The 24,214-nt window shown below is 44.2% G+C and carries 20 protein-coding genes; 12 read left to right on the top strand and 8 right to left on the bottom strand.

The genetic code is table 11. The features are described from left to right. Nucleotides 1-238 precede the first annotated feature (238 nt). Nucleotides 239-1,732 carry a TonB-dependent receptor gene (locus Q3W13_RS07190; RefSeq protein WP_302862510.1) on the bottom strand — a complete coding sequence of 498 codons (1,494 nt, stop codon included), beginning with the start codon at nucleotides 1,730-1,732 and terminating at the stop codon, nucleotides 239-241. A 353-nt stretch (nucleotides 1,733-2,085) separates the two neighbouring features. Between Q3W13_RS07190 and Q3W13_RS07185 the strand changes: the two genes are divergently transcribed. From Q3W13_RS07185 to Q3W13_RS07175, 3 genes are all read left to right on the top strand, one after another. Next, the gene (locus Q3W13_RS07185; protein WP_302862509.1) at nucleotides 2,086-2,952 is read left to right on the top strand and encodes a flagellar motor protein MotB; all 867 of its coding nucleotides are present in this window, start codon (nucleotides 2,086-2,088) and stop codon (nucleotides 2,950-2,952) included. Between the two features lie 173 nt (nucleotides 2,953-3,125). After that, nucleotides 3,126-3,311 carry a hypothetical protein gene (locus Q3W13_RS07180; protein ID WP_302862508.1) on the top strand — a complete coding sequence of 62 codons (186 nt, stop codon included), beginning with the start codon at nucleotides 3,126-3,128 and terminating at the stop codon, nucleotides 3,309-3,311. Nucleotides 3,312-3,596: 285 nt separating this feature from the next. Further along, the gene (locus tag Q3W13_RS07175; RefSeq protein WP_302862507.1) at nucleotides 3,597-4,370 is read left to right on the top strand and encodes an HAD-IIA family hydrolase; all 774 of its coding nucleotides are present in this window, start codon (nucleotides 3,597-3,599) and stop codon (nucleotides 4,368-4,370) included. Between the two features lie 786 nt (nucleotides 4,371-5,156). Here the strand turns inward: Q3W13_RS07175 and Q3W13_RS25210 are convergent. The 3 genes from Q3W13_RS25210 to Q3W13_RS07165 form a co-directional block, all read right to left on the bottom strand. Next, nucleotides 5,157-5,327: a transposase gene (locus tag Q3W13_RS25210; RefSeq protein WP_368077625.1), complete on the bottom strand. Its 171-nt coding sequence runs from the start codon at nucleotides 5,325-5,327 to the stop codon at nucleotides 5,157-5,159. A gap of 315 nt (nucleotides 5,328-5,642) precedes the next feature. Then, nucleotides 5,643-5,813 carry a hypothetical protein gene (locus Q3W13_RS07170; RefSeq protein ID WP_302862506.1) on the bottom strand — a complete coding sequence of 57 codons (171 nt, stop codon included), beginning with the start codon at nucleotides 5,811-5,813 and terminating at the stop codon, nucleotides 5,643-5,645. A 35-nt stretch (nucleotides 5,814-5,848) separates the two neighbouring features. Next, on the bottom strand, nucleotides 5,849-6,805 hold the full coding sequence (locus tag Q3W13_RS07165; RefSeq protein ID WP_302862505.1) for a hypothetical protein: 957 nt from the start codon (nucleotides 6,803-6,805) through the stop codon (nucleotides 5,849-5,851). 322 nt (nucleotides 6,806-7,127) lie between these two features. On the opposite strand from Q3W13_RS07165, the gene Q3W13_RS07160 reads away from it, so the two are divergent. Next, nucleotides 7,128-7,667: an SGNH/GDSL hydrolase family protein gene (locus tag Q3W13_RS07160; RefSeq protein WP_302862504.1), complete on the top strand. Its 540-nt coding sequence runs from the start codon at nucleotides 7,128-7,130 to the stop codon at nucleotides 7,665-7,667. 334 nt (nucleotides 7,668-8,001) lie between these two features. Here Q3W13_RS07160 and Q3W13_RS07155 read toward each other — a convergent pair whose 3' ends face one another. Beyond that, nucleotides 8,002-8,388: a hypothetical protein gene (locus Q3W13_RS07155; RefSeq protein ID WP_302862503.1), complete on the bottom strand. Its 387-nt coding sequence runs from the start codon at nucleotides 8,386-8,388 to the stop codon at nucleotides 8,002-8,004. Nucleotides 8,389-8,530: 142 nt separating this feature from the next. On the opposite strand from Q3W13_RS07155, the gene Q3W13_RS07150 reads away from it, so the two are divergent. Then, nucleotides 8,531-9,310: an NUDIX domain-containing protein gene (locus Q3W13_RS07150; protein WP_302862502.1), complete on the top strand. Its 780-nt coding sequence runs from the start codon at nucleotides 8,531-8,533 to the stop codon at nucleotides 9,308-9,310. 33 nt (nucleotides 9,311-9,343) lie between these two features. Here the strand turns inward: Q3W13_RS07150 and Q3W13_RS07145 are convergent, their stop codons facing one another. Beyond that, nucleotides 9,344-9,565, bottom strand: a complete 222-nt coding sequence (locus Q3W13_RS07145) for a hypothetical protein (protein ID WP_302862501.1) — start codon at nucleotides 9,563-9,565, stop codon at nucleotides 9,344-9,346. A gap of 85 nt (nucleotides 9,566-9,650) precedes the next feature. Between Q3W13_RS07145 and Q3W13_RS07140 the strand changes: the two genes are divergently transcribed. Both Q3W13_RS07140 and Q3W13_RS07135 read left to right on the top strand, forming a co-directional pair. Beyond that, nucleotides 9,651-9,992 (top strand): type II toxin-antitoxin system HigB family toxin, encoded by a 342-nt coding sequence (locus Q3W13_RS07140; RefSeq protein WP_302862500.1) that lies wholly within the window; start codon nucleotides 9,651-9,653, stop codon nucleotides 9,990-9,992. Then, nucleotides 9,989-10,564 (top strand): helix-turn-helix transcriptional regulator, encoded by a 576-nt coding sequence (locus Q3W13_RS07135; RefSeq protein WP_302862499.1) that lies wholly within the window; start codon nucleotides 9,989-9,991, stop codon nucleotides 10,562-10,564. The genes Q3W13_RS07140 and Q3W13_RS07135 overlap by 4 nt, the downstream gene beginning before the upstream one ends. 241 nt (nucleotides 10,565-10,805) lie before the next feature. Here the strand turns inward: Q3W13_RS07135 and Q3W13_RS07130 are convergent, their stop codons facing one another. Together Q3W13_RS07130 and Q3W13_RS07125 are read right to left on the bottom strand one after the other, a co-directional pair. Continuing rightward, nucleotides 10,806-12,032, bottom strand: a complete 1,227-nt coding sequence (locus Q3W13_RS07130; RefSeq protein ID WP_302862498.1) for an alpha/beta hydrolase-fold protein — start codon at nucleotides 12,030-12,032, stop codon at nucleotides 10,806-10,808. 173 nt (nucleotides 12,033-12,205) lie between these two features. Beyond that, on the bottom strand, nucleotides 12,206-12,571 hold the full coding sequence (locus Q3W13_RS07125; RefSeq protein WP_302862497.1) for a hypothetical protein: 366 nt from the start codon (nucleotides 12,569-12,571) through the stop codon (nucleotides 12,206-12,208). Nucleotides 12,572-12,683: 112 nt separating this feature from the next. Here Q3W13_RS07125 and Q3W13_RS07120 point away from each other — a divergent pair, with 112 nt between their 5' ends. From Q3W13_RS07120 to Q3W13_RS07100, 5 genes are all read left to right on the top strand, one after another. Next, nucleotides 12,684-14,672, top strand: coding sequence for a YCF48-related protein (locus Q3W13_RS07120; RefSeq protein ID WP_302862496.1), 1,989 nt, complete (start codon nucleotides 12,684-12,686; stop codon nucleotides 14,670-14,672). Between the two features lie 1,085 nt (nucleotides 14,673-15,757). Then, nucleotides 15,758-16,312 carry a VOC family protein gene (locus tag Q3W13_RS07115; protein WP_302862495.1) on the top strand — a complete coding sequence of 185 codons (555 nt, stop codon included), beginning with the start codon at nucleotides 15,758-15,760 and terminating at the stop codon, nucleotides 16,310-16,312. Continuing rightward, a complete protein-coding gene (locus Q3W13_RS07110) occupies nucleotides 16,309-16,431 on the top strand; it encodes a hypothetical protein (protein WP_302862494.1) in 123 nt (40 codons plus the stop codon). The genes Q3W13_RS07115 and Q3W13_RS07110 overlap by 4 nt, the downstream gene beginning before the upstream one ends. Next, nucleotides 16,418-16,696, top strand: a complete 279-nt coding sequence (locus Q3W13_RS07105) for a hypothetical protein (protein WP_302862493.1) — start codon at nucleotides 16,418-16,420, stop codon at nucleotides 16,694-16,696. Before Q3W13_RS07110 ends, Q3W13_RS07105 begins: the two co-directional genes overlap by 14 nt. 125 nt (nucleotides 16,697-16,821) lie before the next feature. Continuing rightward, nucleotides 16,822-24,126, top strand: a complete 7,305-nt coding sequence (locus tag Q3W13_RS07100; protein ID WP_302862492.1) for a SpvB/TcaC N-terminal domain-containing protein — start codon at nucleotides 16,822-16,824, stop codon at nucleotides 24,124-24,126. Nucleotides 24,127-24,214 lie beyond the last annotated feature (88 nt).

Raw genomic sequence — 24,214 nt, 5'->3', positions numbered from 1 at the left:
CTTATTATTTTGTTTGCCCCATTTAATAACATCCGTGCTCTTGCAGGTTAAACACGCCTTTTTTTGACGATTTCATACAACAAAAAAAGCAAATTGAAAACGTTTTCAATTTGCTTGATGTATCTTTCTGTAAAACAGATTCTTACAAAGGTTTTGCCAACTATTTTTGGCAATTATATCTTATTTATGATAGCCGCCCGCCTGGCACAGACAGCTCATATACCTCTGTACAACTGATCTAAGCTTTTTCCAGCTTTATGTCAGAATTATCTTCAGATTTGCCGGTCTTTTTAGCTGGTTTTTCTGCAGCGCAATGATAGCCAAACAAGCAGCGCTCTTTGATCATGACAGCAACGTCATCAGGCACAAATTCTTCCCAGCCATCACTGCCTTCCTTTATCAGTTGCAATACTTTATCCGTCTGTATGTGCAGGTTTTTCTCACTGTAATGCCGTACGTCTTCAATCTTATTGTTGGCGATAAGATAACGGTAAAGATCGATAAGATGTGCGGGCGGCTGAAAGCGCAGGCAATTCCAGATAATATCGTCCCGAAGGGTTGGATATATAAACAGCTTTACTTTACGACTGAATAATGCAGCGAAAGATTCAAGTATGCCGCCAGGCAAGTCCTGGTAATGTTCTTCCGAAAAAATATACTCCAGGTTGGGGTAGCCCAAAACTACCCCCAGCTTTAACTTTGTAATTTTTGAAATATAGGCAACCAGCTTGTAGTACTCGTGAAAATTGGATATCATTACCGTTTTGCCCAGCGAGCAAAGGATATCCACGCGCTCCAGGAAGTCTTTTTCGTCTATTTCGGCCGCCTCGCCGGCATCACGTTCCTTCAGGGCCTGCAAGGTGAGCTCGGTAACAACCATCACCTTATCTGCTTCAACATCGGGTTCCTGCAAAAACTGCCTTACGCCGGTATCCAGCATGTCGATGTGGACGTTAATAAGCGGACGGAACCTTCCGCGCACTACCACCACATGTTTTTTATACAGGGCCTCTGAAGGCTGCATATTTTTTCCGTCCGGACCGAAAACGGCGGCATCCGAAAAACCATACTTTACCAGGTGCAAACTCATCAGGCGGTTATCTACCTTTTTAAAGTTTGGCCCCTCAAAGCGGATCATGTCTATCTGCACGGAATCAGCCGACAAATTATCCATCAGCGACAGCAGAAATACCGGCGGATATTCATGATAATAGAAACATGCATAAATCAAATTTACACCCAAAATACCAACAGCCTGTTGCTGCAGGTTATTATCCTTATCCAGCAGCTTTACGTGCAGTACAACATCGTTAAATTCACCGTTTGGTTCTAACTGAAAACGAACACCCATCCATCCATGGCCTTCATTGGTTTTTTGGTAATTGATGGTAGCACAGGTATCTGAAAATGCAAAGAAAGTACTGTTAGGTCCGCGTTGTTTGCCCAGGCGTTCTATCAACAAACCGTATTCGTGATCAAGCATGGCTATAAGACGCTGCTCGCTGACGTAACGGCGGCCGGCCTGGGTACCATAGATCGCATCGGAAAACACCATGTCATAGGCTGACATAGTTTTGGCAATAGTTCCCGATGAGCCCCCTGCCTTAAAAAAATTGGCTGCGACATCTTGCCCGGCGCCAATTTCGGCGAATGAACCATAAATTTCGGGGTCGAGATTGATAGCGAGCGCCTTTTGTTTGGTTCCGATATCTTTATTGTGGAGGCTATCCATGCACCTTTAAATTACGCACAAATTTACAATTTTATTGAGAAGGAACGGCCCGGAAAATCAGGCCACAAAAAGTCTTTAATCAAAAAAATGCAAAGCCCTGCAATATTGAAGGGTTAGTACTATTCCAATAGCAAGAGCAGTTTAAAAATCGCCCGTTTTAACCCAATTTAGCCGGATTTTGGCGTCCTGAACGTATTGGCTGCTCAGTTTGGTGGCGGTTTAAAACTGCGTTCAGCCAACCGGGCATGGCGCCCGTTCCCGAGAATTTTAAAACCATCACAAAAATGTATTGTTAATAGGGTGTTGATTATAAATGGGTTATAATCTTTTTAAAAACAATAAATCTATATACTATGAAAGTCAAGTTTTTGCTGCCGGTAATACTCCTGGCAGCCGTTTTAGCCCAAAGTAGTTGCGTAAGCAATAAAAAATATGCCGAACTGCAGGCAAACTACAATAAATCGCTGGATACCAATGCGAAATTGAAACAAAGCTGGCAGGTTACCCAGCAGGAGCTTTCCGGCTCCAGGGCAAGGGTAACCAGTTTGGAAGAACAAATTGCAGCAGCCAAAGCAACCCAGGCCTCCCTGCAGGACGCCCTGAACAAATGTTTGGCCGGCAATAACCAGGGCAACGTGAATATTGCCAAGCTGGCCGACCAGATCACTGCGTCAGATAAATATATCCGCCACCTGGTAGACTTGAAAAACAAAAGCGACTCGCTTAACCAGGTACTTACCAATAACCTGACACGTTCGCTTAGCCCGGCCGAAGCCCAGGGGGTGGACGTGAAAGTTCTTAAAGGCGTGGTGTATGTATCGCTCGCTGATAATATGCTGTATAAATCGGGCAGCTATGAAATTCTGCCTCAAGCCGGCGATGTGCTGGCCAAGGTTGCTAAAATTATCAACGACTACTCGACTTATGATGTGCTGGTTGAGGGTAACACGGATAACGTACCTATCAAGCAAACCAACATCCGTAATAACTGGGATTTAAGTACCCTGAGGGCGTCTTCGGTAGTACAGGCTTTACAAAATACCTATAACGTAGATCCTAAACGTTTAACCGCTGGTGGCCGCGGTGAGTACAACCCGATAGCTGACAATAGCACGGCATCCGGCAGGTCGCAGAACAGGCGTACTCAAATTATCATCACACCTAAACTCGATCAGTTTATGACACTGATCGGTAAGGGTGACGAAGTGCCGAAAAATTAAGCTGGCTTAGCTTTTTAAAGAGATGCCTGCAGATTGTTCTGCGGGCATTTTTTTTGGCATTAGCCTTACAACGTCTCAGGCCAGGCTTACAAAATTTCAAAAATTTCTTAAGTCTTCCCCGCCATAACGGTATGGTTCTTGCGAAATTAATTATACATCTAAAATCTATAATTATGAAAACGCAAGCAAATCCAAAAAGCGGTAATATGCAGGGTAATTCAACATCCGACCGCTCATTCACCAAACAAAACGAGCGGCTTAGAGAAACCGGCATCAGCAATTCAGGCGGACAACGCTCCGACCAGACATCCAGCAAAGACAGCGCCCATAAACCGGAGCATAAGAAGAACCGGGATTAAACCGGTTTATGATGATACCGGATTGATGCTAATAATTCTGAACCGGGGTTAAGCGTGTTGGGATATATCGGGCATTTAGCCGCAATCTGCTTTTAACCCCGGTCCTGTTTTTGAATGACCTGTGCCTGGCAACTGATTTTTTCCAAATTAGCTTAATGTTTAATTTAAATCGTTTCTTTAATCACATTATTAACAATACACGTTTTTTATTACGATTTTGACATCATTATAATGCATTATCCTATCTTTGGTAATGAGGATAAATTATTGTTAAACTCGTAACTTATGAAACACGGACTATTAATAGACATGGATGGCGTTATTTATAGCGGCGAACAGCTGATACAGGGCGCCGATAAATTCATCGCCACACTATTAGAAAAAAATATACCCTTCACCTTTATGACCAACAACAGCCAGCGTACCAGGCTCGAAGCTGTGCGTAAGCTGAAGCGCCTGGGCATTGAGGTTACCGAAGAACACGTTTACACCAGCGCCATGGCTACCGGCAAATTTCTCGGCGACCAGGGGCCTGGCGGTACAGCTTATGTTTTGGGCGAAGGCGGTTTATTAACCAGCCTGCACGAGAACGGTATTACCCTGGTTGATACCGATCCTGAGTTTGTAGTACTTGGCGAAGGACGAAATTTTACTTTAGAAATGGTGCAGCGCGCCGTAGATATGATACTGGGTGGCGCCAAGTTCATCACTACCAATCGCGATCCCTCCCCCAAAAAGCCGGGCTGGAATAACCTGGGTATCGCAGCCACCACCGCAATGATAGAAGAAGCAACCGGCCGCAAGGCATTTGTTACCGGCAAACCAAGCCCGGTAATGATGCGCTCGGCACGTAAATATCTTGGCCTTGAAACCGCCGAAACAACCGTTGTAGGCGATACCATGGAGACCGATATCCAGGGGGGCGTACAGATGGGCTATAAAACCATCCTGGTGCTGTCCGGTATCTCGCAAAAAGAACAGCTTAGCTATTATGCGTTTAAGCCTGATTTAATTGTAAGCTCGGTGGATGCGATTGAATTTCCGTTGAAATGGTGGTAGGATAGCATTAAAAATTTGTCATCCGGAACAAATCAACAACATAGAGGAGGCGAAAAGGCGGTAATTAACTTTCATTAGGGTAAAACATGATTGTTTGGTTGCAGGGTTACATTGCTAAGCTAAACCAACGGTTTGTAAGACCTCATGACCTGTCAGTATCCGTCACCGAAGCTAAGCCCTTTCCTTTAGCAGGAGGTTTAGATGAGACTTCACTATTTAGGCCGGCCAGGCACGAAGTTTATAGTTAACGATTTTTATATCGGCCCATATTATCGAAGCGCAACCTGGTATTCCGGATACGAAAATCAAAGGTTTACAGGTACTTTACAGTTTTTGACTGAAACCCTGAGTTAACTAATTGATAACAAGACAATTAAAGGTTTACAGCCACTTAAAACTGTAAAGGGCAGATAAATGAGTGCCATCCTTCCATCCCGGCAGTATTTAATTTACTCATTATCAAACTATTAATTCAATGTTTACGACTATATCCCTTTAAGACACTTACTTAGATAGTTTTTTGTTTGTAACTTTGAGTATGGCAAAGAAAAGACCTGCTAAAAAGAAATACGTATCGGATGACCCGGACGATAATATGCCACAGCGCAAGACGGCTGACCTACCCTTTTAGCTTGTTCTGCCGATATTCAGCCATTAGTTTACGCACCTATTAGATGCAACGCCGTTCCTCGTGGTTGTCATAATGAACATAACGTAAAACCAATAAGTCAAAGGCGTACGTGTTCTTTCAAATGGAGTTCCGGCACAAGGATATAATTGGTGATATCATAATCTGCACTGGTATGATTTGCGAGTTGTAACCCTGCGATATTTGGTTTCCTTACCACAACAAGGGCAAACAATATTGAGCGCACCAAAACGCATCATAAATACCTTATCCATACAAGCTGCCTCGTTTGGATATTCTTTTTTGAAATCGGCTAATGTGTATTTCATAGTATTATTTTATAGTTGACAACTGTGTACTTTTTAAGCAAAAAAATTATTTGTTACTTGGGATTGTTGGAAATTTAACGCGGTCAATAAATTTAACGCCATCAATATCGACAGATTCCAGTTTCTTTTCTTTAATCAATTTATAAATATAAGACGTTGTTTTGCTCTCTTTCATAGCGTAATTCTTGACCGTTTGCAAGGTGGTAATATCTACGTTTTTTGATTGCATATTCAAATATAAATAAAATAATTGATAGTTGTAAACTGTGGAATAAAATAATAAAAATAAACCCTGATAACTCAGGGTTATTCAAGTTATTTTTTTGAGGCCGCGACTTTGGTATCTGTATTTGATGCCTGAGCCGCCTTTACCCTATCTACAAAATCTCTGTTTTCGTTCTGCCTATCGTAGTCAGCGTTTTTTATTTTACTTGACACCTGGTGCCATGTATTTATATCATACGCATTGTTTCTAATCGCTTTCATATCACAAAATTATAAATTTATTTGTTAATTAATTATCACATTATTTTTGGTATTTCAAGAGAATTGCCTGTAACCCAGTGAAATCCCCTTTCTTTATGTATATAAGCTAACCGCATTATACCGCCAACGGTCGGTATTTTTTCGGTGTAAACCTGTATATCCATTACAATTTTTAACAACAAAGCAGCGAAATTGATTGCTTCCTGAAGGCTTAATTCCCTGAAATTTATTGAGAACATATCTTTAGTGACCGTATTCTGCAAGAACTCAAATTTTTGAATTTCAGTATTTACAATACCTTGTTGCGCCTCGTCTAACTGCAATACATCGACAACTTTGTCTATAACCTCGCGTTTAACTTGGTTAATATTGGTGTATAAAGTTCCAAATATTAACCTGTCTACGTAAGTATCCTGCCCATCGGTTACAATCCCTAAATTTGATTGGTCTGTAACAGTAATAATATCCGGGTCATTTTCATCGAAGTTATCCTTTTCTAAAAACTTGGTTCGTATTATGAATACCTGCGGTTTGTTTTCTCTCCTGTTGTAATGGGAAAATATGAACTCAAACGGACTAAAATGATTTTGACCTAAATGAGTTAAAATTTCACTTTTTATTTTATTACAAAACTCACTAAGGACTTGGTCAATTTCCTTCGCATTATGCTCCGCCTCATTGGCCGTCATTTCAGCAGCTATGGCCTTTATAACATCGTTTATCTCTTTGTCGTTGATGTAAGCCGAGCCGGTAATGGTGATAGCTGAAAAATCATCAAACTTAATTAGTTTATCTACATAATTTCTCGTATGGGATGGTCGTCTTTCAAACAATCCAATTAAAGTATCAACGCCTATAGCTTCTTTGTTTTCTGCGGCATTTAAGTGTACAAGAAATTTGTCCTCGCTTATGGAGCGCTCTGATGTGGTAACGAAAGAATCAGCTACTATTGCTACTCCATCTTTCGCTATTACGCTGGCTATAAAAGTCATTAGGTCAGGTTAGTAATTGGTTGTGACCAAATATAACTACATTGAAATGATAAAAGCAATAGGTGTTTTAACGGTATTTTCAAATATACGAAAAACCATGTAAAGATGTGGTGACACAACTGCGTCAGTAATTAAAATTTATTGTAAGTGTTCTAAGGGGATATACACCCAATGTTTAACAACAGCGCGCTCATGTTAATCTTTCCGGCCGGGAGAACTTAAAAATTAAACGCCGGTGCAACTAAAATTTCCCCCGGTCGTGCAGATTACCATAGACGGTGCAGGATGACTGCATCGATAATAATCGATAAATTCGTCAATCATGAAAAAACTGCTATACCTGCTGACAGCCGTATGCCTGTTTACATCCTTCAAACCAAAGGAAATAACCTGGGTTGCCATCGGCGATTCAATTACCTACCTGAATAACCACCTGGACGAAACCGGTAACCGCGTAACCAAAGGTTACTTAACCCGTGTTACTCAGAAATTACCAAACGTCCATTATATAAACCAGGGCCATAACGGCTGGACATCGGGAGGCATAGCCCGCCAAATAGACAGTTTAGGACTGGTTAAAGCCGATATCTATTCTGTTTTTTTAGGCACCAACGACTGGTGGGCAGGCCGGCCGATCGGAACATTAAATGATTACAAAAACAATAAAGGGAATAACACCATTTATGGCTCGTTCAGGATCATCGTCAACAAATTACACATACTTAACCCGCAAGCTAAGATCATCCTGATAGCCCCCATGCAGCGCAATGATTTTATCTACATTCTCGATCATAATAACAACGCTTACGGCTCGTATAAAGACAAGAACGGGCAATCGCTGGAGGCCGTCGCCATGCTGTAGACTCAATTGCCGCATATGAAAAAGTTCCGGTTATCGATCTTTATCATAATAATAAGCTTGATATAAAGCACCTTGTAAAGTTTAAGCGTTTAAAAGACCCCGGAACCGGGCTGTATAGAAATTACAAATATCCGGAGTCTATCGGGATCCCGTTTGACGCCAAGAATGATGAATACCCCTACCCTGTTGAAGCCATTAACTGCACTTATGACGGGCTGCATCCATCAGATAAGGGAAATGAAATTATCGCGGGAGAAGTAGTGAAGGCCATAAAAAGTTTTAAGTGAAAAACGGGCCGAAACCCGTCTTCCTTAATCAACAATTATCTCCGCAATTATTTGCCGGCCTCGTCTTTTACACGCTCGCCGGTAGCATCAAACATGGCCATCAGGCTGCCTTTAACGTGGGTATCGTCAACCTTCTCTAATGCAAGGTTCACATCGTATGACGATATGGTAAAAAACACGGTAACTTTTCCGTCTGCGCTTTCCACTTTAGTCAGCGGGACCTCTTTTTTGCTTTCCGGATCAGTAAACGTACCATTAAGGCTTCCGTCTTTCTCAGCCAGTGTAAACATCAGGTGCACGTCGCCGTTGGGTGTTCCTTTAATCAGTACATCCCATTTGCCTGCATAAAAGCCGGGCGCAGTTTGCGCTGATGCGCTTACCGAAATCAACAAAAAGGCAAAAATGCCGGATAAAAACAGGGTAACTTTTTTCATGTGTTATAATTTAAATTAATTGGATTGCTTTCTATTACAGACGGCTTGTTCGCCCTTTTATTAAAAGTTAATAAATGAAGGTATGTAATTTTATTTATACATTTATTAAAATTTAATAAATAAATTTTTACTTGCGGGAATAATGGAAACGCTGGAGGATTTAAAGCATTTTTTTGAGCAGGGCTATATTGATTACCGTCCGAACCTAACCGTGGACTGCGCTATATTTGGCTATCACGGCGGGGAGTTGAAACTGCTGCTGGTAAAAAACAAGGTGATTACCAAATGGTGCCTGCCGGGAGGATTTGTAAAAAAGACCGAAAACTTGTACAAAGCTGCTGCAAGGACAACTGAAGAACGTACAGGTATCGGCAACCTGTTTTTAAAACAGTTTAAAACGTTCGGGAACCCTGGCCGTAATAGCTCTCAGGGAATTTTCGACGAAGAAAAGTTTTACGAGCTAACAGGGCTTAAGTTTGAAGACGACAACTGGCTGCTGGGCGAAACTGTTTCCGTAGCCTTTTATGCGATAACTGATATTGTGCACTCACAGCCAAAAGCCGATTTTATCTCGAGCGAGTGCCGCTGGTTTTCTATCAATGAGTTGCCCGAACTCGGCTTCGACCATGCTGAAATGGTTCGGGAGGCCCTGTTTTCCATGCGCATCGATCTTTACCATTTCCCTATCGGCAAAACCCTGCTGCAGCCTAAGTTTACGTTAAAAGAGATCAAACTGCTGTACGAAGTGTTATCCGGTAAAAAATTAAATCCTACCAACTTCCCTAACAAACTAATTTCGCTCAAACTTATCTCCAGGCTCGAAGAGAAAAAACACATCGGCGCACACCGTGCTCCAACCTATTATCAGTTTAACGGGGAGGTATATGAAAAGGCCCTTGTTGAGGGCTTGGTGCTGGTGTAAACCAAAACCTAAGTGCCCTTGTGTAGAAAAAAATTACAAATAAGCTGCCGCTGTTCCCCAACTTTGCGTTGCTATGATGCCGTTATATTGCTTCGTCATACCATTTTGCAGTGTGAATATAAAACCAGCACCCTCAGCAGCGTGCTGGAACCGTTGATCATCATATTTTTGGGGTTGATAGTAGGTATTATATTGATCTCGATGTATCTGCCGCTGTTTCAGATGAGCAATAGTTTTCAATAAGGGATCAGCCAAAAGCGTTCGCTTTTCATTTCGAAGTCATTCAAGTCGTCTTGGAATTGTTCGGAATTATTCCGAACTTTGTTATGCATAATCGGATATGGAGTTTATCGGCAAAACACGCTTATTGAAGTTAAAGAAAAAAAACAAAGGAAACACTGATCTGTGTAATGCTATAGATCAGTTGATTACGGATATAGAATCAAATAGCTGGACTAATGAAAAAGAATTAAAAGCAATCAGGCCAGACGCTGACCAGGTGCATAATGATGGTTTCTACTTTTTTGATATTCATATCCACCGGACCTTAATCCTGATCGAGTTTGGACAAGATGGTATAGCAGATGTCGTTTGGGCAGATAATCATGCTGAATACGAAAGAACGTTTAAAAATAATAAAGCTGTTATTGCTAAATGGCTTAAAGACAGAGGACATATATGAAACATGAAAAATTAAATATCCAGACAGATTTGGATTTTTTATTAAAAAAAGGAAAGATCAACTCAGAGGTCGAGCATGAACGTGCCATTATGTTTCATCGCCAGTTGCGTTTACTCGTGAAAGAACATCCTGAGTTAACTTCTAAACGAACCGCATTGCAGCAGCTTATCAAGTCTTACGAGAAAGAAAATTGGGAATACGAGACTATTTCAGATGAACTGATCGCGGAAAGTGATGCAGCAGAGGCCATCATTGAGAAAGAAAGCATGTTTTTTACTAAACGAAAAGAACTCATTAAAGACAAGCTCAAAGAATTATCACTGACGCAAAAGGATTTCGGAAAAATTTTAGGACATTCCAGCAAAAGTTATATTTCGGAACTAATTAACGGTGCTTGTTCCTTTTCCATGCGTGATGTTGTACTTATCCATGCCCTATTGAAAATTGGCTTTGATGATCTGATTCCAACTACCAGATTAGCCTTGGAAAAAGACCAAGTTGTAGCAACCATTCACAAGATCAACCCTGATCTTAAGATCAACGAAGAAACCTTGGAGCTGGTTGCCGTTTAGTCAAGTTGTAATCACTTTATCTGTTTTTTTGCAAGGCGGCGACTTGTTTGTGCATGTCTGCGAGAGAATGTTTCGGCTGTTTTGATTTTGCTTGTATTGATATAACATCAAACCAATATGTTTTTATTAACATTCAGATATACAACTATTTATACTGATAATAATTTGACTTGAAATTCTTGCACCATCAAGTAGAGCAATGGGCTCGAACCAAATAAAACAGATAAGTTATTGATAATCATCAGTTTAAATGGTTCAATTTCAACTCCGTCAACTTTTTACGTGTTTCGGGGTTTTCCTGCAAAGTTAATGCTTTAGTAAATGCTGTTACTGCATTTTTCTTATCGGCCACTGCCAGATAATAATCCCCCATACTGTCGTGCACATTAAAGCTTTGCGGATAGTTCTCTACGTTCATCTTAAAAAAGGTAAAGGCACGGCTAAACTGCTTATTCGAAAGGCAGCCATAACCCAACAAGTTTACTGTTCTTTCTGAAGGCTTCACTTGATAACCCATAAGTTTAGAAACATTATTAAAGTGGACTCTTATTTCTTCAGCTGTTAACGACGGGTCGTTCATCTCCTTGGGCAGTTCGTAGCCCTTAAAAAGAAAGCGGAGGGCGTCATAGCCAGCGATAAGGGGAACCGACGGGTGGTTATCTTCAGGATAATATTTCCATTGCCATGCCAGGCGACTCGTCTTGTCCTTTTGCAGGAGGCTGCGGAATTGAAGGTTATCCCTAACATGTACATTGGCGTTGGCTGTATCGTTCATTACCCGTAAAGTGTCCATATGTTTATCCATCGTGTTGGCCGACGCATAAAAAAGCATCCTGTTCGCGTAATCCGAATGTGAAAATACCTGACCGGCCTTGTTCATCAGCGCCCGGTTATCCCACCACACGCTTGGATCTATAGCTACATACGAATTGAATAGGGAGGAATGATTGACCAGTGCGTTAATTACTGTTAATCCGCCCAGCGAATGGCCCACAAACATCCGATAAGGCGCGGTTGGATAAGTGGCCTCGATATAAGGAATTACCTCATTTTGCACAAACGAAATAAATTTTTCACCACCCCCGGAGTTGCGCAAAGCCCTTTCATCTTTCTCGCCGTCAGACCAGTAAACCGAGTGGGTCGGCGTGAGGTCGCGTGTCCGGTCGACGTTGGTGATACCAACTACAATCATCTCCGGCATTTTTCCTGTGCTGCTCAGGTAGGCGGCTATTCCCGTAAATGAATGAAAGAAAACTTCTCCATCGAGGAGATAAATGACCGGGTAGCGTACGGCGCTTTTAGGATCATTACTTAAGCCCGGGGGCGTATAGATTAAAAGCTTTCTGTCTTCATTCAGCACACCTGAATGAATTGTTTCAATGGTCCCGATGTTAATTTGGTTTTTATTTTGGCCTGACCCGGTTTGAGAAAGCGCAATCAGTATAATAGTTAACAGATAATATTTCATTTTTTTAATAACATCACTATGATATATTGATAAGATTGCCCGTGGAAGTAAAAGTTACAGCAATAAATATCCGGACGAAGGTTCTTTGTCTTCAAATGCAGGGCTGCCAGTTAACCCAACTTAAAATAGCGTCCGTTCGCCCGGCTAAAAACCTCGGCTGGTATGAAACATCATCATTTATCCGCGCCGCGTTTTAACGTCGTATGCGTTAACCTTGTGCCAACCCGCAGGCTTATGGAGTCCCCATCAGCATAATATCTGCCCTTATTTTTTATATTCATGGTATTAACCCTGGCGGTGAACCACAGGCTATCCCCTTTAATCACTCCATCCGCAATGTCAAAGGTACCGATAGACGATCTGAGCGTGCCGGTTAGCGTTGAGCCATCTGTCTTGAAAGTATAAGTTATCGGGAACTCATTGCCATCCGGCCCTTTGAGCATGGCAGACCACTTGCCATCGATGCCAGCAAAATAGGCGTATGCTGCACTAAAGGAAACAAGCAGGGCTATAATTGTCAGTATCTTTCTTTTCATCATACAGGAGGTTAATCGATTTATTAAAGATAAAGATTAATTAAAGGAATACATAACTTTCAAACTCCGGCCTGCATGGCGAAATTATTGTATATATTTAAGGGTAGTTCCGATCATGAAAAGGATATTCAACTCATTCATCTTTTTATTTGTCTCACTCGCCGTTTTCGGCCAAAATGAATATCTGGCAAAGCTATCAATTTGGGGCGCTGTATCCCACCTTGGTATTTCACCGTCAGAAGAAATTTGGGTGGCGACCAAAGCAGGCAATGTATACCATACCAAACAAGTTGGAGCGTTATGGCATATTGGGCCTTTCGGTTCACCCGATCTCTATAGTTCCAGGATAGGCAATACCTTTGAAAGAATAAATTTCTTTTCTGAGGACACAATGATGCTGTCCGGCTTTATTCAGGATAATGGAAACGAAGACTTTGTTTACCGGTCGGCCGACCATGGCAAAACCTGGCAAAAAGTAGTATTTGGCGAAAGTAGCTGGCTGGATGCGGCATATGTTAACAACAATGGCAAAGCCTGGGCAAGCGGCAGCTCACAACTTATTTACTATACCTCAGATGCAGGTAAAACCTGGACTACCTTTAACAAAGTAGAAGCAACAGGGAATTTAAGATTTATATGTGTGTGGTTTGCGAAAGATGAAAAAACCGGGCTATTTGGCTCCACCTGGGATAAAATTTACCGAACGGTAGACAATTGTAAAAGTTGGGAAAGGCTGCCTTCTCCCTTAAGTCAGAAAAAATATCAGCGCCTTTCGAAGGGAGAGCGGCCGGAGATTGAAAAAGTACGAATATTCGGCGACTATTACATTATTACACAGGAGAACAAGGTATTTATTACAAAGTCAGAGCATATCGATTGGAAATACCTGCCGCACGTTGTCGATTTCGAAGTGACAGAAGATGGTGGCCTGTATACAGTTGACGATGACCAAAAGATTGAATTATTTAACAATGAATACTTTAAAACATGGGAATCAAAACAAAAACTGGAAAGCTCTCCCCGGGCAATTGGGGTAAGGAATAACAAACTCTTTGTTTTAACATGGGATCATATTTACAAAATCGACAAAAATGAATTCGTCTCTTCATCATTGCTTACAGACGACTTTGAAATTACTGAACCCGGTATCAAAGTGCAGTTTAACGGTAATGTCTTCGGGTTTGACAAAAATGATATTTTGCGATTTGATGAAACAAAGAAAAAATGGTACCGGTTTATGACACTGGACTTCGCAATTGAAAATGCAACGGTATTTCAGAACAAACTTCTTGTTTCCGGCGGTGGCTTGAACAACTATTATAACATAGACCCAAACAGCAAGCTTATTACTGAATTTAAACTGCCAAACAAACTGTTTGCCGACAAAAGCGTGTCTTCAATTCGCTTCGAGGATGGTTATCAGGGTTGTTTTAGTGCGGATAATCTGCACAGAGTCTACGTAGAAAAGTCCGGAAAATTTATTGTCGATAACGACTCATCATCTGCTAAATACCTTTCCGGCGCAGTTCGGGAACTTGACGAGTCCTCAGTCCAAAATATAATCAGAGTGGTGGAAAATGCCAGATTTTCAAAAGTTTCAATAGCAGATCTGGATATCTCTCAGGAAGATATTAAACAATTTAAAAAGTTTATAGATAAGACGAGCCTCAAGCTGAAAAACTCTGACTTCATCCCATTTGACGAAGATAATTTATATACGTTCCCTGGTGAATACTCAGATTTTAATTTTTATAAATCGGCTGCCGATAGCTTATTTAACGTCAGCCAGGAAAATGTAAATAACGCATTTTGGCAAGTTGACGGAACTTGGAGCACCACAAGACATTGGAGACGAATAATATTCAAGTTTCAGGACGGCAAAATATTAATAGTAGAAAATTCTGACGATAAGCCCAATTATCTATATACTCCGTGGCACATAGACTACGACGGATTGAAGTTTGTGACGAATTCTATAAAGCTGGGACAGTACATCGACGAAATAACAAAAAAGCAGTTTTTTATAAAGGATGCAAGGGAAAAGAACTATGCGATCTTCAAAATAACCGACTATCTGTATAGAAAAAAACTACAAGAAAGATAATTAGATGAAAGTTCCTTTATCAAAAACGCCCCTCATTTTCATGAGAGGCGTTTTGGGTCGATAATGGATCTGTTTTCAAATAACTTTATAGCTGATTTAAAAAAAATAGCGCGAATTTGAAGACGTTAATGGTGCAAGTTCGAACCATAATGGACTATTATTGGATGTTCATTTTCCCAATTTATTGATGGGAATAATTTGATTCTGGAGTAGAAGATTATGCGAGGTCTGCTGACTCGGAAATTTCTTGAGCAAAGGCTACGTTTTTGACTTTTTTCTAAAGGGGCTGAACGACTGAAATTTTCTTTAGAATTACCAGTTAGGTTTGCTTGTGGACGTAGAAAATGATCATATTTCAGCGCTCTTTAAGTACACTGCTCACCACTTTCACGACCAAATTTTCCTTGCTCGGTCCATTTGGGCCAGAAGGTAGCAGCGGGTCAGACAACCCCGTGTTTACTGTGGACGGGGCCGGAAATATGTACCTCGTTTTCAACCTTAAAGATATTGTCCGCATTACGCAATAAGGGTTAAACAAGGCGTCTTTAACAGGTGACAATCTGGCAATAATTTTCCTGATAGTTTCGCGCACAGACAAGGCAACGGGATATTATTCCGATTGAACAACATCTGTAACGGCAAGTTGAACGTAAGTTTAGCTTACGGTTTTTCCTCGAAATAGCCAGAGGTGTTATGGCTGGCAGATTGTATAATCTACCTGCCTTTTCATTTGATGATTTGAAAGCTTAAGTGGCAGACATTTTTGAATATATTTTATCCAACGGACTGATGATATGCGGCACTCGAAACCGTGGCTATTTCATCCCGTATCTTGTAAACGAAACTTCACGCATCGAACTGCTGGTACCATTTATTCATCACACGCGCATGTGATATCAGGTAATTATTTTTCTGGTAAGCGATGGGGAACAGGTGTTCCTTTTACGCTATTTTAACCTGATTTTTTTTCTTCAACCTTTCCGGTTTCATCATGAAATTACCAGGGTTCATGTAAAAATGTTTTCGCCCTGCGCCAATTTGGTTTTTTTAGCGCTGTTGTTTTTTCAACCAAAACAGCGACACCTATGAAAGACTATCTCAATCAAGAAGACAGGAAACGATCAGCACATCCCCGGCCGGTAAAACTGGCCAAACAGCCCGAAAGCCATCGTGAAAGAAAAATCCCCCTCGTGGGGGTATCAGGCAGATTACCACCGCCGGTAGTTTTGCGGAGTATTAAAAAGCACTACCTGACTATGGTGACAGAAGAATTGACCTATGCAGATGTATATGTTAAGGAGCCCCAAAAAGCCTTGTTATTTATGACGCAATACCTCGGCTTTTTTAACTACGGGACATTAAGTGAGTTGGACAAACCCGGCAGGCACGGATTCCTGGTAAAAAATAAATGGGGGAATAATTTTTTTATCGCACTGCAGCAAAGGGGTGATTTACCGCAGCAGGCACTTACGATAAACACCGATGATTGTTTAAGAGACTATTACCGATTGGGCCAGGCCGGCGTAAAATGCGAAAGCATGCCAAGGTACACCGGCTGTGGATTGGAATTTACCGTTGCCGACCAAAATGGTAACAAATATATTTTATTAGAGCAACGGGATTATTCGGACGAGGAATGAAAAAGGTACAAATTTTAACCAACCAGAATAAGATATACAGCGAGGTTACTACCAACGCCAGCTATGCGAATGAATGCGGCGAGTTTTGGCCTCAACATAAAGGTGATGGTAAACCTTAGCGGGCGCGGGTATAAAATTATCAATAACTACCATGGCCACGAATTTTTCAGCGTAAACGGCCCCGATTATTTAAACCGCTCGCTTGATAATGTGCGCAAAAATGGCAATGGCCGGCTGCTGGTATTTACGAACCTGGATTTTTTGGATATAGATAACCCGGACTGGACTAGAAACACCGTAGCACAATTGGAAAAAGATGTGAAAAATGGCGCAAGCGGTCTTAAAATTTTAACAACCCGATCACAAACTAATAAGAAATCATAATCAGGCCTGGCTGTACCGGCCTGCAGCCGTTGCGCAAGATCTGTTCCAGCCGCCATCGGTTTCAATGGCGGCGGAATGGCGACATGACGTGCTGCAGCAAATGCCCTTCATCACCTATTTAACGAATGAAAAACACGCAAACCTATTCTATTTTTAACAGCGATCAGCAGGCCAGCGGTAACCCGCCGGCAACGGGAACACCTTCGTCATTTTTTACGCAGCAAGTGCCCCAGCCAAGCGTTCCGAAAGGGGGCGGCGCGATCAAATCGATCGACGAGAAATTTACCATCAATGCAGTGAACGGGACATCGGGGGCCGGTATTGGGCTACCGTTTTCCCCATCACGAAACGGCTTCGCACCGGCTTTATCACTGAATTATAACTCCGGAGGCGGCAATGGGATCTTTGGCCTGGGATGGAGCCTGGGGCTTGGTTCAATAACCAGAAAAACAGACAAGCAGCTACCCCAGTATGAAGACGCGGAAGACAGTGATACGTTCCTGTTAGCAGGTGCCGACGACCTGGTGCCGCTCTTGATAAAAGATGACCTGGGTAACTGGACAAAAGACTGTATATCCTCCGGCGGCATATCCATAACCCGTTACCGGCCACGAATAGAAAGCGGCTTTGCGCGGATAGAAAAAATCACCGAAGCGCGTGGGAACGTATACTGGAAAATCACATCCGGCAGCAATGCAGTAACCATCTATGGTAAAAGCGAATCGGCGCAGATCGCCGACCCCGCCGCCCCGGAACGTATTTTTGAATGGCTCCCGGAGTTTAGCTATGATGATAAGGGCAACTGCTACCAGTATGAATATAAACGGGAAGATAAAAAAAATATCCCGGCCGAGTTACACGAAAAAAACCGGCTTAACGGCAACGCGCTATTCACCAATTCATACCTGAAACGGGTAAAATACTGTAATAAGACCCATTTCCGCACTACTGCCATCGACCTGATCAATTGGGAAGCATTCCTTTCGGCGCAGGAGTATTTGATGGAAATGGTATTTGACTACGGGGAGCATGATTCAGTAATACCAGCGCCGGCCGAAGTAAACGACTGGAACTACCGCAGTGACCCTTTCTCAAGCTACCGTGCTGGTTTCGAGATACGGACCAGCCGCCTTTGCAGCCGGGTGCTGATGTATCATATGTTTGCCGAGCTGGGCCCCCAGCCATGCCTTGTCCAGTCACTCGACATAGTGTATACTTCAGGCCCGGTTTTTACTTTTTTGTCATCAGCCACCCAGACAGGCTATATCCGCAAGACCGATGGCAGCTACTCACAGAAATCGCTTCCGCCTGTGGAATATACGTACCGGCAGCCCGGCTGGGATACAACGGTAAAGACACTGCCGGCAGCAAGCGCCGAGAACCTGCCCACGGGTATCGATGACACCTACCAGTGGCTGGACCTGTTTAATGAGGGCATACCCGGAATAATTACCGAGCAGGCCGGGAACCTGTACTATAAGGCCAACAGCGGCAACGGTAACTTTGACGGGCTGCAGCTGATAGCCTCAAAACCAACACTTACCGGCCTGAATGCGGGCAGCGTACAATTCCGGGATATTGAGGCGAACGGGCAGCAGTATTTGGTAAGCCGGGACCTGGAAGGCTACTACGAACTTACGGACGACCAGGAATGGCTCCCTTTCCGGAATTTCAGCCAGGTGCCCAACATCGACCTGAGAGACCCGAACCTGAAGTTCCTGGACCTGAACGGGGATGGCAAAGCAGACATGCTGATAGATGAAGAGCAGGTATTTACCTGGTTTGCCTCGCGGGGTAAAGAGGGCTTTGACACTAACAAAAGAACAGCGAAATCATTTGACGACGAAAAGGGACCGGTAACTATCTATGACACAGCGACCCAAAGCATCGCGCTGGCCGATATGAGCGGCGACGGGCTGACGGACATTGTCCGGATCCGTAACGGGGAAGTAGTATACTGGCCCAACCTGGGTTACGGCAGGTTCGGGGCAAAGGTAGCCATGAATAATGCGCCGGTGTTTGATACGCCGGAAAATTTCAATCCCCGCTATTTAAAATTAGCCGATATAGACGGTTCAGGTAATACCAGCATCGTTTACTTCGGGCATAACACGTTCAAAGTTTACTTCAACCAGTCGGGCAACAGCTGGAGCGAACAGGGTCCTGCCGGCAGCATTAATCCGATACCATTTCTTAAGATGGATGATCAGGCCACTGTCTCCGTGATCGACCTGCTTGGCAATGGCACAGGCTGTATTGTTTGGTCATCGCCGTTGCCGCAGTATGGCAGGAGTACTTTACAATATATCGACCTGATGGGCGGGAACAAACCCTACCTGATGGCAGGGAGCAAGAACAACATGGGGGCCGAGACACATATTACCTATCAACCCTCTACGTACTACTACCTGCAGGATAAGAAAGCAGGCACACCCTGGGTAACCAGGTTGCCTTTCCCCGTGCAATGCGTCAGTGAAGTTGTAGTACTGGACCAGGTAGCCAAGACCCGTTTGACCAGTCAGTACAGCTATCATCATGGGTACTATGACCACGCCGAACGGGAATTCCGGGGTTTCGGCCGCGTTGACCAAACAGACACCGAGGATTTTGACAATTTTAAAAAACATGCCGACCCGGCTGGTAAAATACAAATAGCAGACGAAGGCTTTCATCAGCCTCCGGCGTTAACTAAAACATGGTTCCATACAGGCGCCTTCCTTGACAATGAAAAGATCCTGGATCAGTTTGCACACGAATATTATAAAAATAATATAATACCGGAAAAGCAGCTGGCCGACCCGCCGCTGCCGGAAAACCTCACCACGAATGAATGGCGGGAGGCGCTACGTGCCTGCAAGGGAATCCCCTTACGGTCCGAAGTATATACGCTTGACGGAACGGACAAACAAAACATTCCTTACACGGCCACCAACACGAGCTGCCTGATTCAACTGGTACAACCCAGGCAGCAGAACCTGTACTCGGTATGGCAGGTGCAGCAAAGCGAGTCGCTGGCTTATGCCTACGAGCGTAACCCTGCAGACCCGAGGATAGCGCATAGTATAACGCTGGAGACTGATACCTATGGTAATGTACTGAAATCGGCGGTGATCAGTTATGGCAGAAAGACTTCCGATCCGGACCTCCTGCCTGCAGAGCAAAATGAACAAAGCAAAACACATGTGGTGATCTCGGAAACCAGCTTTACCAATGCCATTGTGACACCGGATGCTTACCGGCTCCCAATTTCGTACGAGAACAGTACCTGGGAACTTACGGGCACGGCGCCTGTTGCAGGCGACTATTATGCCATCACCGAGATTAAAAACTTTTTTAACACAGCAGCAGCCATCGCTTACGAGGCGCAGCCGACAACAGGTACGGTTGAAAAACGCATGCTTTCGCAGTCGAAGACACTTTTTTTAAAAAATGATCTGAGCGGGCCGCTGGCAGAGGGTCTCACCGAATCACTGGGGATAGCTTACCAATCGTACAAACTGGCGCTAACACCGGGGTTGCGGGATCATATATTCGGCGGGAAGGTAACGGATGATCTGCTGCTGAATGAAGGGAAATACATCCACTTTAACGATGGCAATTACTGGATTGGCAGCGGCACCAGCACTTTAGACCCGGCAAATTTCTACCAGGCGACTGTTTTTACCGATCCGTTTGGCTTTAGCAACAATGTGGTTTACGACCGTAACTACCGGCTGTTTGTGCAACAAACGGCGGATGCCCTGGGCAATACCAGCAGCGTACAGGGTTTTAACTACCGCACGCTGTCGCCTTACCTGGTAGCGGATGCAAACGATAACCGTTCGGGGATAAGGACGGACGAGTTGGGAGTAGTGACCAGCGCCTTTATAATGGGCAAGTCCACGGAACAGAAAGGCGACCTGATGGACACCGCTTCGGTAGAAACCTCGGCGAAAGATAAGCCCGGCGCCTCATTTGAATATGATTTGTTGAATTATCAAAACACCGGCAAGCCAAATTTCACAAAGACCACGGTACTTGACACCCACTTTTACGACCTGAAAGACGGGCAGGCGCCGGTAGCTTATACCAGCTATGATTATGCTTCTGGCAGCGGAGCGGTGATCATGCAGAAGAAACAAGCCGAACCGGGCATAGCCCTGCAGGAAAATCCCGATGGCACAGTAACCGAAGTTGATACCACGCCTGATATAAGATGGATTGGCAACGGCCGCACTATCCTCAACAACAAGGGTAACCCTGTAAAACAATACGAACCCTATTTCAGTACCACGTTTGCGTTCGAGGACAGCAGCGAGTTGGTAGAACGCGGGGTAACACCCATTATTACCTATGACAGCGCGGGCAGGGTTATAAAGACTGATTTTCCCAACGGCACATTCAGTAAAGTTGAATTTGACGCCTGGAAGTCTTTGGCCTACGACCAAAATGACACCGTATTGGATTCGCAATGGTATGCCGACCGTGTCACGGCACCGTTAAGCGGCATAGCTACACCGGAGGAAATTGCTGCCGCTAATAAAGCTGCTGCACATGCCGGTACGCCGGGTATCAGCTACCTGGATAGTTTGGGAAGAACATTTATGGCAGTGGCCGACAATGGCGCCGGGATAAAATTCAAATTTTTTACCGGGTTGAATATAACAGGCCAGGCGCTCAGTGTAACTGATGCGCGTGGCAATGTGGTAATCCGGTCGAAATACAGCATGCTTGGCATACCTTTATACAGCCAGACTGCAGAAGCCGGACAACGCTGGAACATTACAGATGTTGTGGGAAAGCCTTTGCGTGGGTTTGATGACAAAGGCAACGTATTGAGATATATCTATGATAATCTGCACAGGCCGTTGCAGATATTGATAAAAGCAGGTGCTGCTCCTGAGATAAGTACCGACAAAACTACTTACGGAGAGGGCCAATCAAACGATAAGGAACACAATCTCCGCGGTAAAATCTACCAACAATTTACAGGGGGCGGTATTTCCACCAACCTTTCTTACGATTTCAAAAATAACCTGCTGCAATCCACCATTCAGCTTTGTACAGACTATAAAAACATAATCGATTGGAACAGTAACCCGGCGCTTGACAGCCAGGTTTTCACATCTTCATCCACATTCGATGCGCTGAACAGGGCTGTTAATCTCATATCACCCGATAAAAGCATTTATCTGCCCACATATAACGAAGCCAATGCTGTCGATAGCGTAGACGTTATGCTGCGCGGCGCAAGCTCAAAAACCAACTTTATTAAAGATATCAACTACGATGTAAAAGGACGGCGCGAAAGCATTATCTACGGAAATAATACCAAAACAGTCTATAAATATGACCCGTTGACCAAACGCTTGGCGCAATTGATTACAACGGGCAGCAATGGCGCCGACCTGTTGCAAAAATTGAGCTATACATACGACCCGGTGGGCAATATTACAACAATAAAAGACGAAGCGCAGCAGACGGTATATTTTAACAATAGCGTGGTAAGCCCGTCGAACGACTTTACCTACGACGCCATTTACCGGCTCATCAGCGCCGCAGGCCGCGAGCATATCGGGCAGAACCTGCCAACAGCGCCAAATGACCCCTGGCGGTGTAATCTGCCCCAGCCCGGGGATGGTACGGCCATGCGCAACTACACGGAAAGTTACCAGTACGATGCCGCGGGCAATATTTTGAAGATGATCCATAATGCCGGCTCCGGCAGCTGGACGCGGACATATAGCTACGAAGATAAGTCTAATCGCCTTACAACCGAAACGGTTGGCAGCACGACCCAAAGCTACCAATACGACGAGCATGGTAACCTAAAGAATATAGCACAGCTGAACGGTCTCTCATGGAACCCGAAAGACGAGCTGCAGGCAGCCGATCTGGGTGGTGGAGGGAAAGCCTATTATGTGTATTCCGGCGGCCGGCGCGTCAGGAAGGTGATCGAGCGTTTGGACGGCACCAAAGAAATCCGAAGTTATCTCGGCGCATTCGAACTTTACCGGAAGATGGACAGCACGGGCAAGGTGCAGGAAGAAACCGAAACCCTGCATGTGCCTGGTGCTGCAATAGTAGAGACAAAGACCATTAAGCAAGGAACTGCGGCAAATGAGCAACTGATACGTTACCAGTACAGCAATCAAATTGGGTCGGCCTCCCTTGAAGCCGATAGTAAGGGTGTTATCATCTCCTACGAAGAATATTATCCATACGGCAGCACCGCTTATCAGGCTGTGAATGCCGATATCAGAGCAGCCGCCAAACGATACCGGTATACGGGCATGGAGCGCGACGACGAAACGGGTTTGCAATACCACACGGCGCGCTACTACCTGCCCTGGCTGGGAAGATGGCTCAGCGCCGACCCCATCGGTGTACAGGGCGGCCTGAATCTATATGAATATGCCGCGGGTAACCCCGTAAATAAGTCGGATGCTGCGGGTACCTCTCCCCGTGACGATGTAAAAGCAGGCGATATTATTGACGGATACGAGGTACCCGAAGGCGAAGTTATTAATATTCATGGGTATACACCTGAAAGCATTGAGAATCAAACCAGGCTGGGACTTAGCGACCTTAAAACGGAGGAGCAGTGGAACGCCGATGCCGAACGTATATACAATGCCGACCGCAATCATTTAAACCTGACACAGCGCCGGCAATGGTATGATGATCATCCTGGGGCCGAAGAAAAATACCGGCAGGATAGCCATGAAAAATATGAAGACTACAAGCGCCAAAAGGAGGCTGAACTTAAGCAACAGCAAAAATTGGAACAGGCCGGAGCTACTGCAGGCAATGTTATTGTTGTGGGGTATGCAGCAGCAGCGCTGGCTGCCGTGGGCGGGACTGCAATAGCGGGAGCATTGCGCACCTTGGCGCCGGCTGCGAATTCGGCGGCGGCTACCGCTACTACTGCGGCAGGCGGGGGGGCTACACTGATCAATAAATTAGACCAGGTTGCAGAGAATGGCGGTGAAACAATCCCGGCAGCCGCGGATGCAGCAGCCGCGGCTGCACAGACAGGTTCTACCGTTGCGCAAGCTGCACAGACTGCTGAGCCCATCATCCCAATTAAACCCGAAACCGTTCAAATGATTGTAAGAACGTTCCAGGCAAAGTTCGGTCAGCCCCCCGAGGCTATACACCTTATCGGAAGTTACGCAGAGAACGAAGCTGAAGCCACAAGCGACATCGACATCGTCATAGAATCTACTATCGCAAATCTTACAAAACATGAAGGCGCAGGCTTTGAGTTTTTTAAAGCAATAAATCCGGGTAAAGTTGCAGATTGGATCACCGGTATCGGCCCCAAACTTGGCCAGGCATTCATTGGGAATGAGCCAGGATCTATTCCCAAGGCAGGGTTGTTAGATCCATTCTTTAGAGATCCGGGTGATGTTGAACCTCCATTCATTACACTTTGGAAATTAAAGTAATTGTGAATGGATGGTAAGAAAAGCAACCGCTGTCTGATATAGACGGTTATCGATTCTTTACCGAAGATAAGGCTTGAATCGAACCCTT

The sequence above is a fragment of the Mucilaginibacter sp. L3T2-6 genome (assembly GCF_030519355.1).
Classification (GTDB): Bacteria; Bacteroidota; Bacteroidia; order Sphingobacteriales; family Sphingobacteriaceae; genus Mucilaginibacter.
This window is presented reverse-complemented; position numbering and strand designations above follow the sequence as displayed.

Coding starts and splice junctions, on each gene's coding strand:
- Q3W13_RS07175 (WP_302862507.1), top strand. CDS start 3,597: ATGAAACACGGACTATTAATAGACATGGATGGCGTTATTTATAGCGGC.
- Q3W13_RS07190 (WP_302862510.1), bottom strand. CDS start 1,732: ATGGATAGCCTCCACAATAAAGATATCGGAACCAAACAAAAGGCGCTC.
- Q3W13_RS07135 (WP_302862499.1), top strand. CDS start 9,989: ATGAAACATGAAAAATTAAATATCCAGACAGATTTGGATTTTTTATTA.
- Q3W13_RS07165 (WP_302862505.1), bottom strand. CDS start 6,805: ATGACTTTTATAGCCAGCGTAATAGCGAAAGATGGAGTAGCAATAGTA.
- Q3W13_RS07140 (WP_302862500.1), top strand. CDS start 9,651: ATGGAGTTTATCGGCAAAACACGCTTATTGAAGTTAAAGAAAAAAAAC.
- Q3W13_RS07185 (WP_302862509.1), top strand. CDS start 2,086: ATGAAAGTCAAGTTTTTGCTGCCGGTAATACTCCTGGCAGCCGTTTTA.
- Q3W13_RS07180 (WP_302862508.1), top strand. CDS start 3,126: ATGAAAACGCAAGCAAATCCAAAAAGCGGTAATATGCAGGGTAATTCA.
- Q3W13_RS07170 (WP_302862506.1), bottom strand. CDS start 5,813: ATGAAAGCGATTAGAAACAATGCGTATGATATAAATACATGGCACCAG.
- Q3W13_RS07110 (WP_302862494.1), top strand. CDS start 16,309: ATGAAAAAGGTACAAATTTTAACCAACCAGAATAAGATATACAGCGAG.
- Q3W13_RS07155 (WP_302862503.1), bottom strand. CDS start 8,388: ATGAAAAAAGTTACCCTGTTTTTATCCGGCATTTTTGCCTTTTTGTTG.
- Q3W13_RS25210 (WP_368077625.1), bottom strand. CDS start 5,327: ATGAAATACACATTAGCCGATTTCAAAAAAGAATATCCAAACGAGGCA.
- Q3W13_RS07160 (WP_302862504.1), top strand. CDS start 7,128: ATGAAAAAACTGCTATACCTGCTGACAGCCGTATGCCTGTTTACATCC.
- Q3W13_RS07125 (WP_302862497.1), bottom strand. CDS start 12,571: ATGATGAAAAGAAAGATACTGACAATTATAGCCCTGCTTGTTTCCTTT.
- Q3W13_RS07100 (WP_302862492.1), top strand. CDS start 16,822: ATGAAAAACACGCAAACCTATTCTATTTTTAACAGCGATCAGCAGGCC.
- Q3W13_RS07150 (WP_302862502.1), top strand. CDS start 8,531: ATGGAAACGCTGGAGGATTTAAAGCATTTTTTTGAGCAGGGCTATATT.
- Q3W13_RS07120 (WP_302862496.1), top strand. CDS start 12,684: ATGAAAAGGATATTCAACTCATTCATCTTTTTATTTGTCTCACTCGCC.
- Q3W13_RS07130 (WP_302862498.1), bottom strand. CDS start 12,032: ATGAAATATTATCTGTTAACTATTATACTGATTGCGCTTTCTCAAACC.
- Q3W13_RS07105 (WP_302862493.1), top strand. CDS start 16,418: ATGGTAAACCTTAGCGGGCGCGGGTATAAAATTATCAATAACTACCAT.
- Q3W13_RS07115 (WP_302862495.1), top strand. CDS start 15,758: ATGAAAGACTATCTCAATCAAGAAGACAGGAAACGATCAGCACATCCC.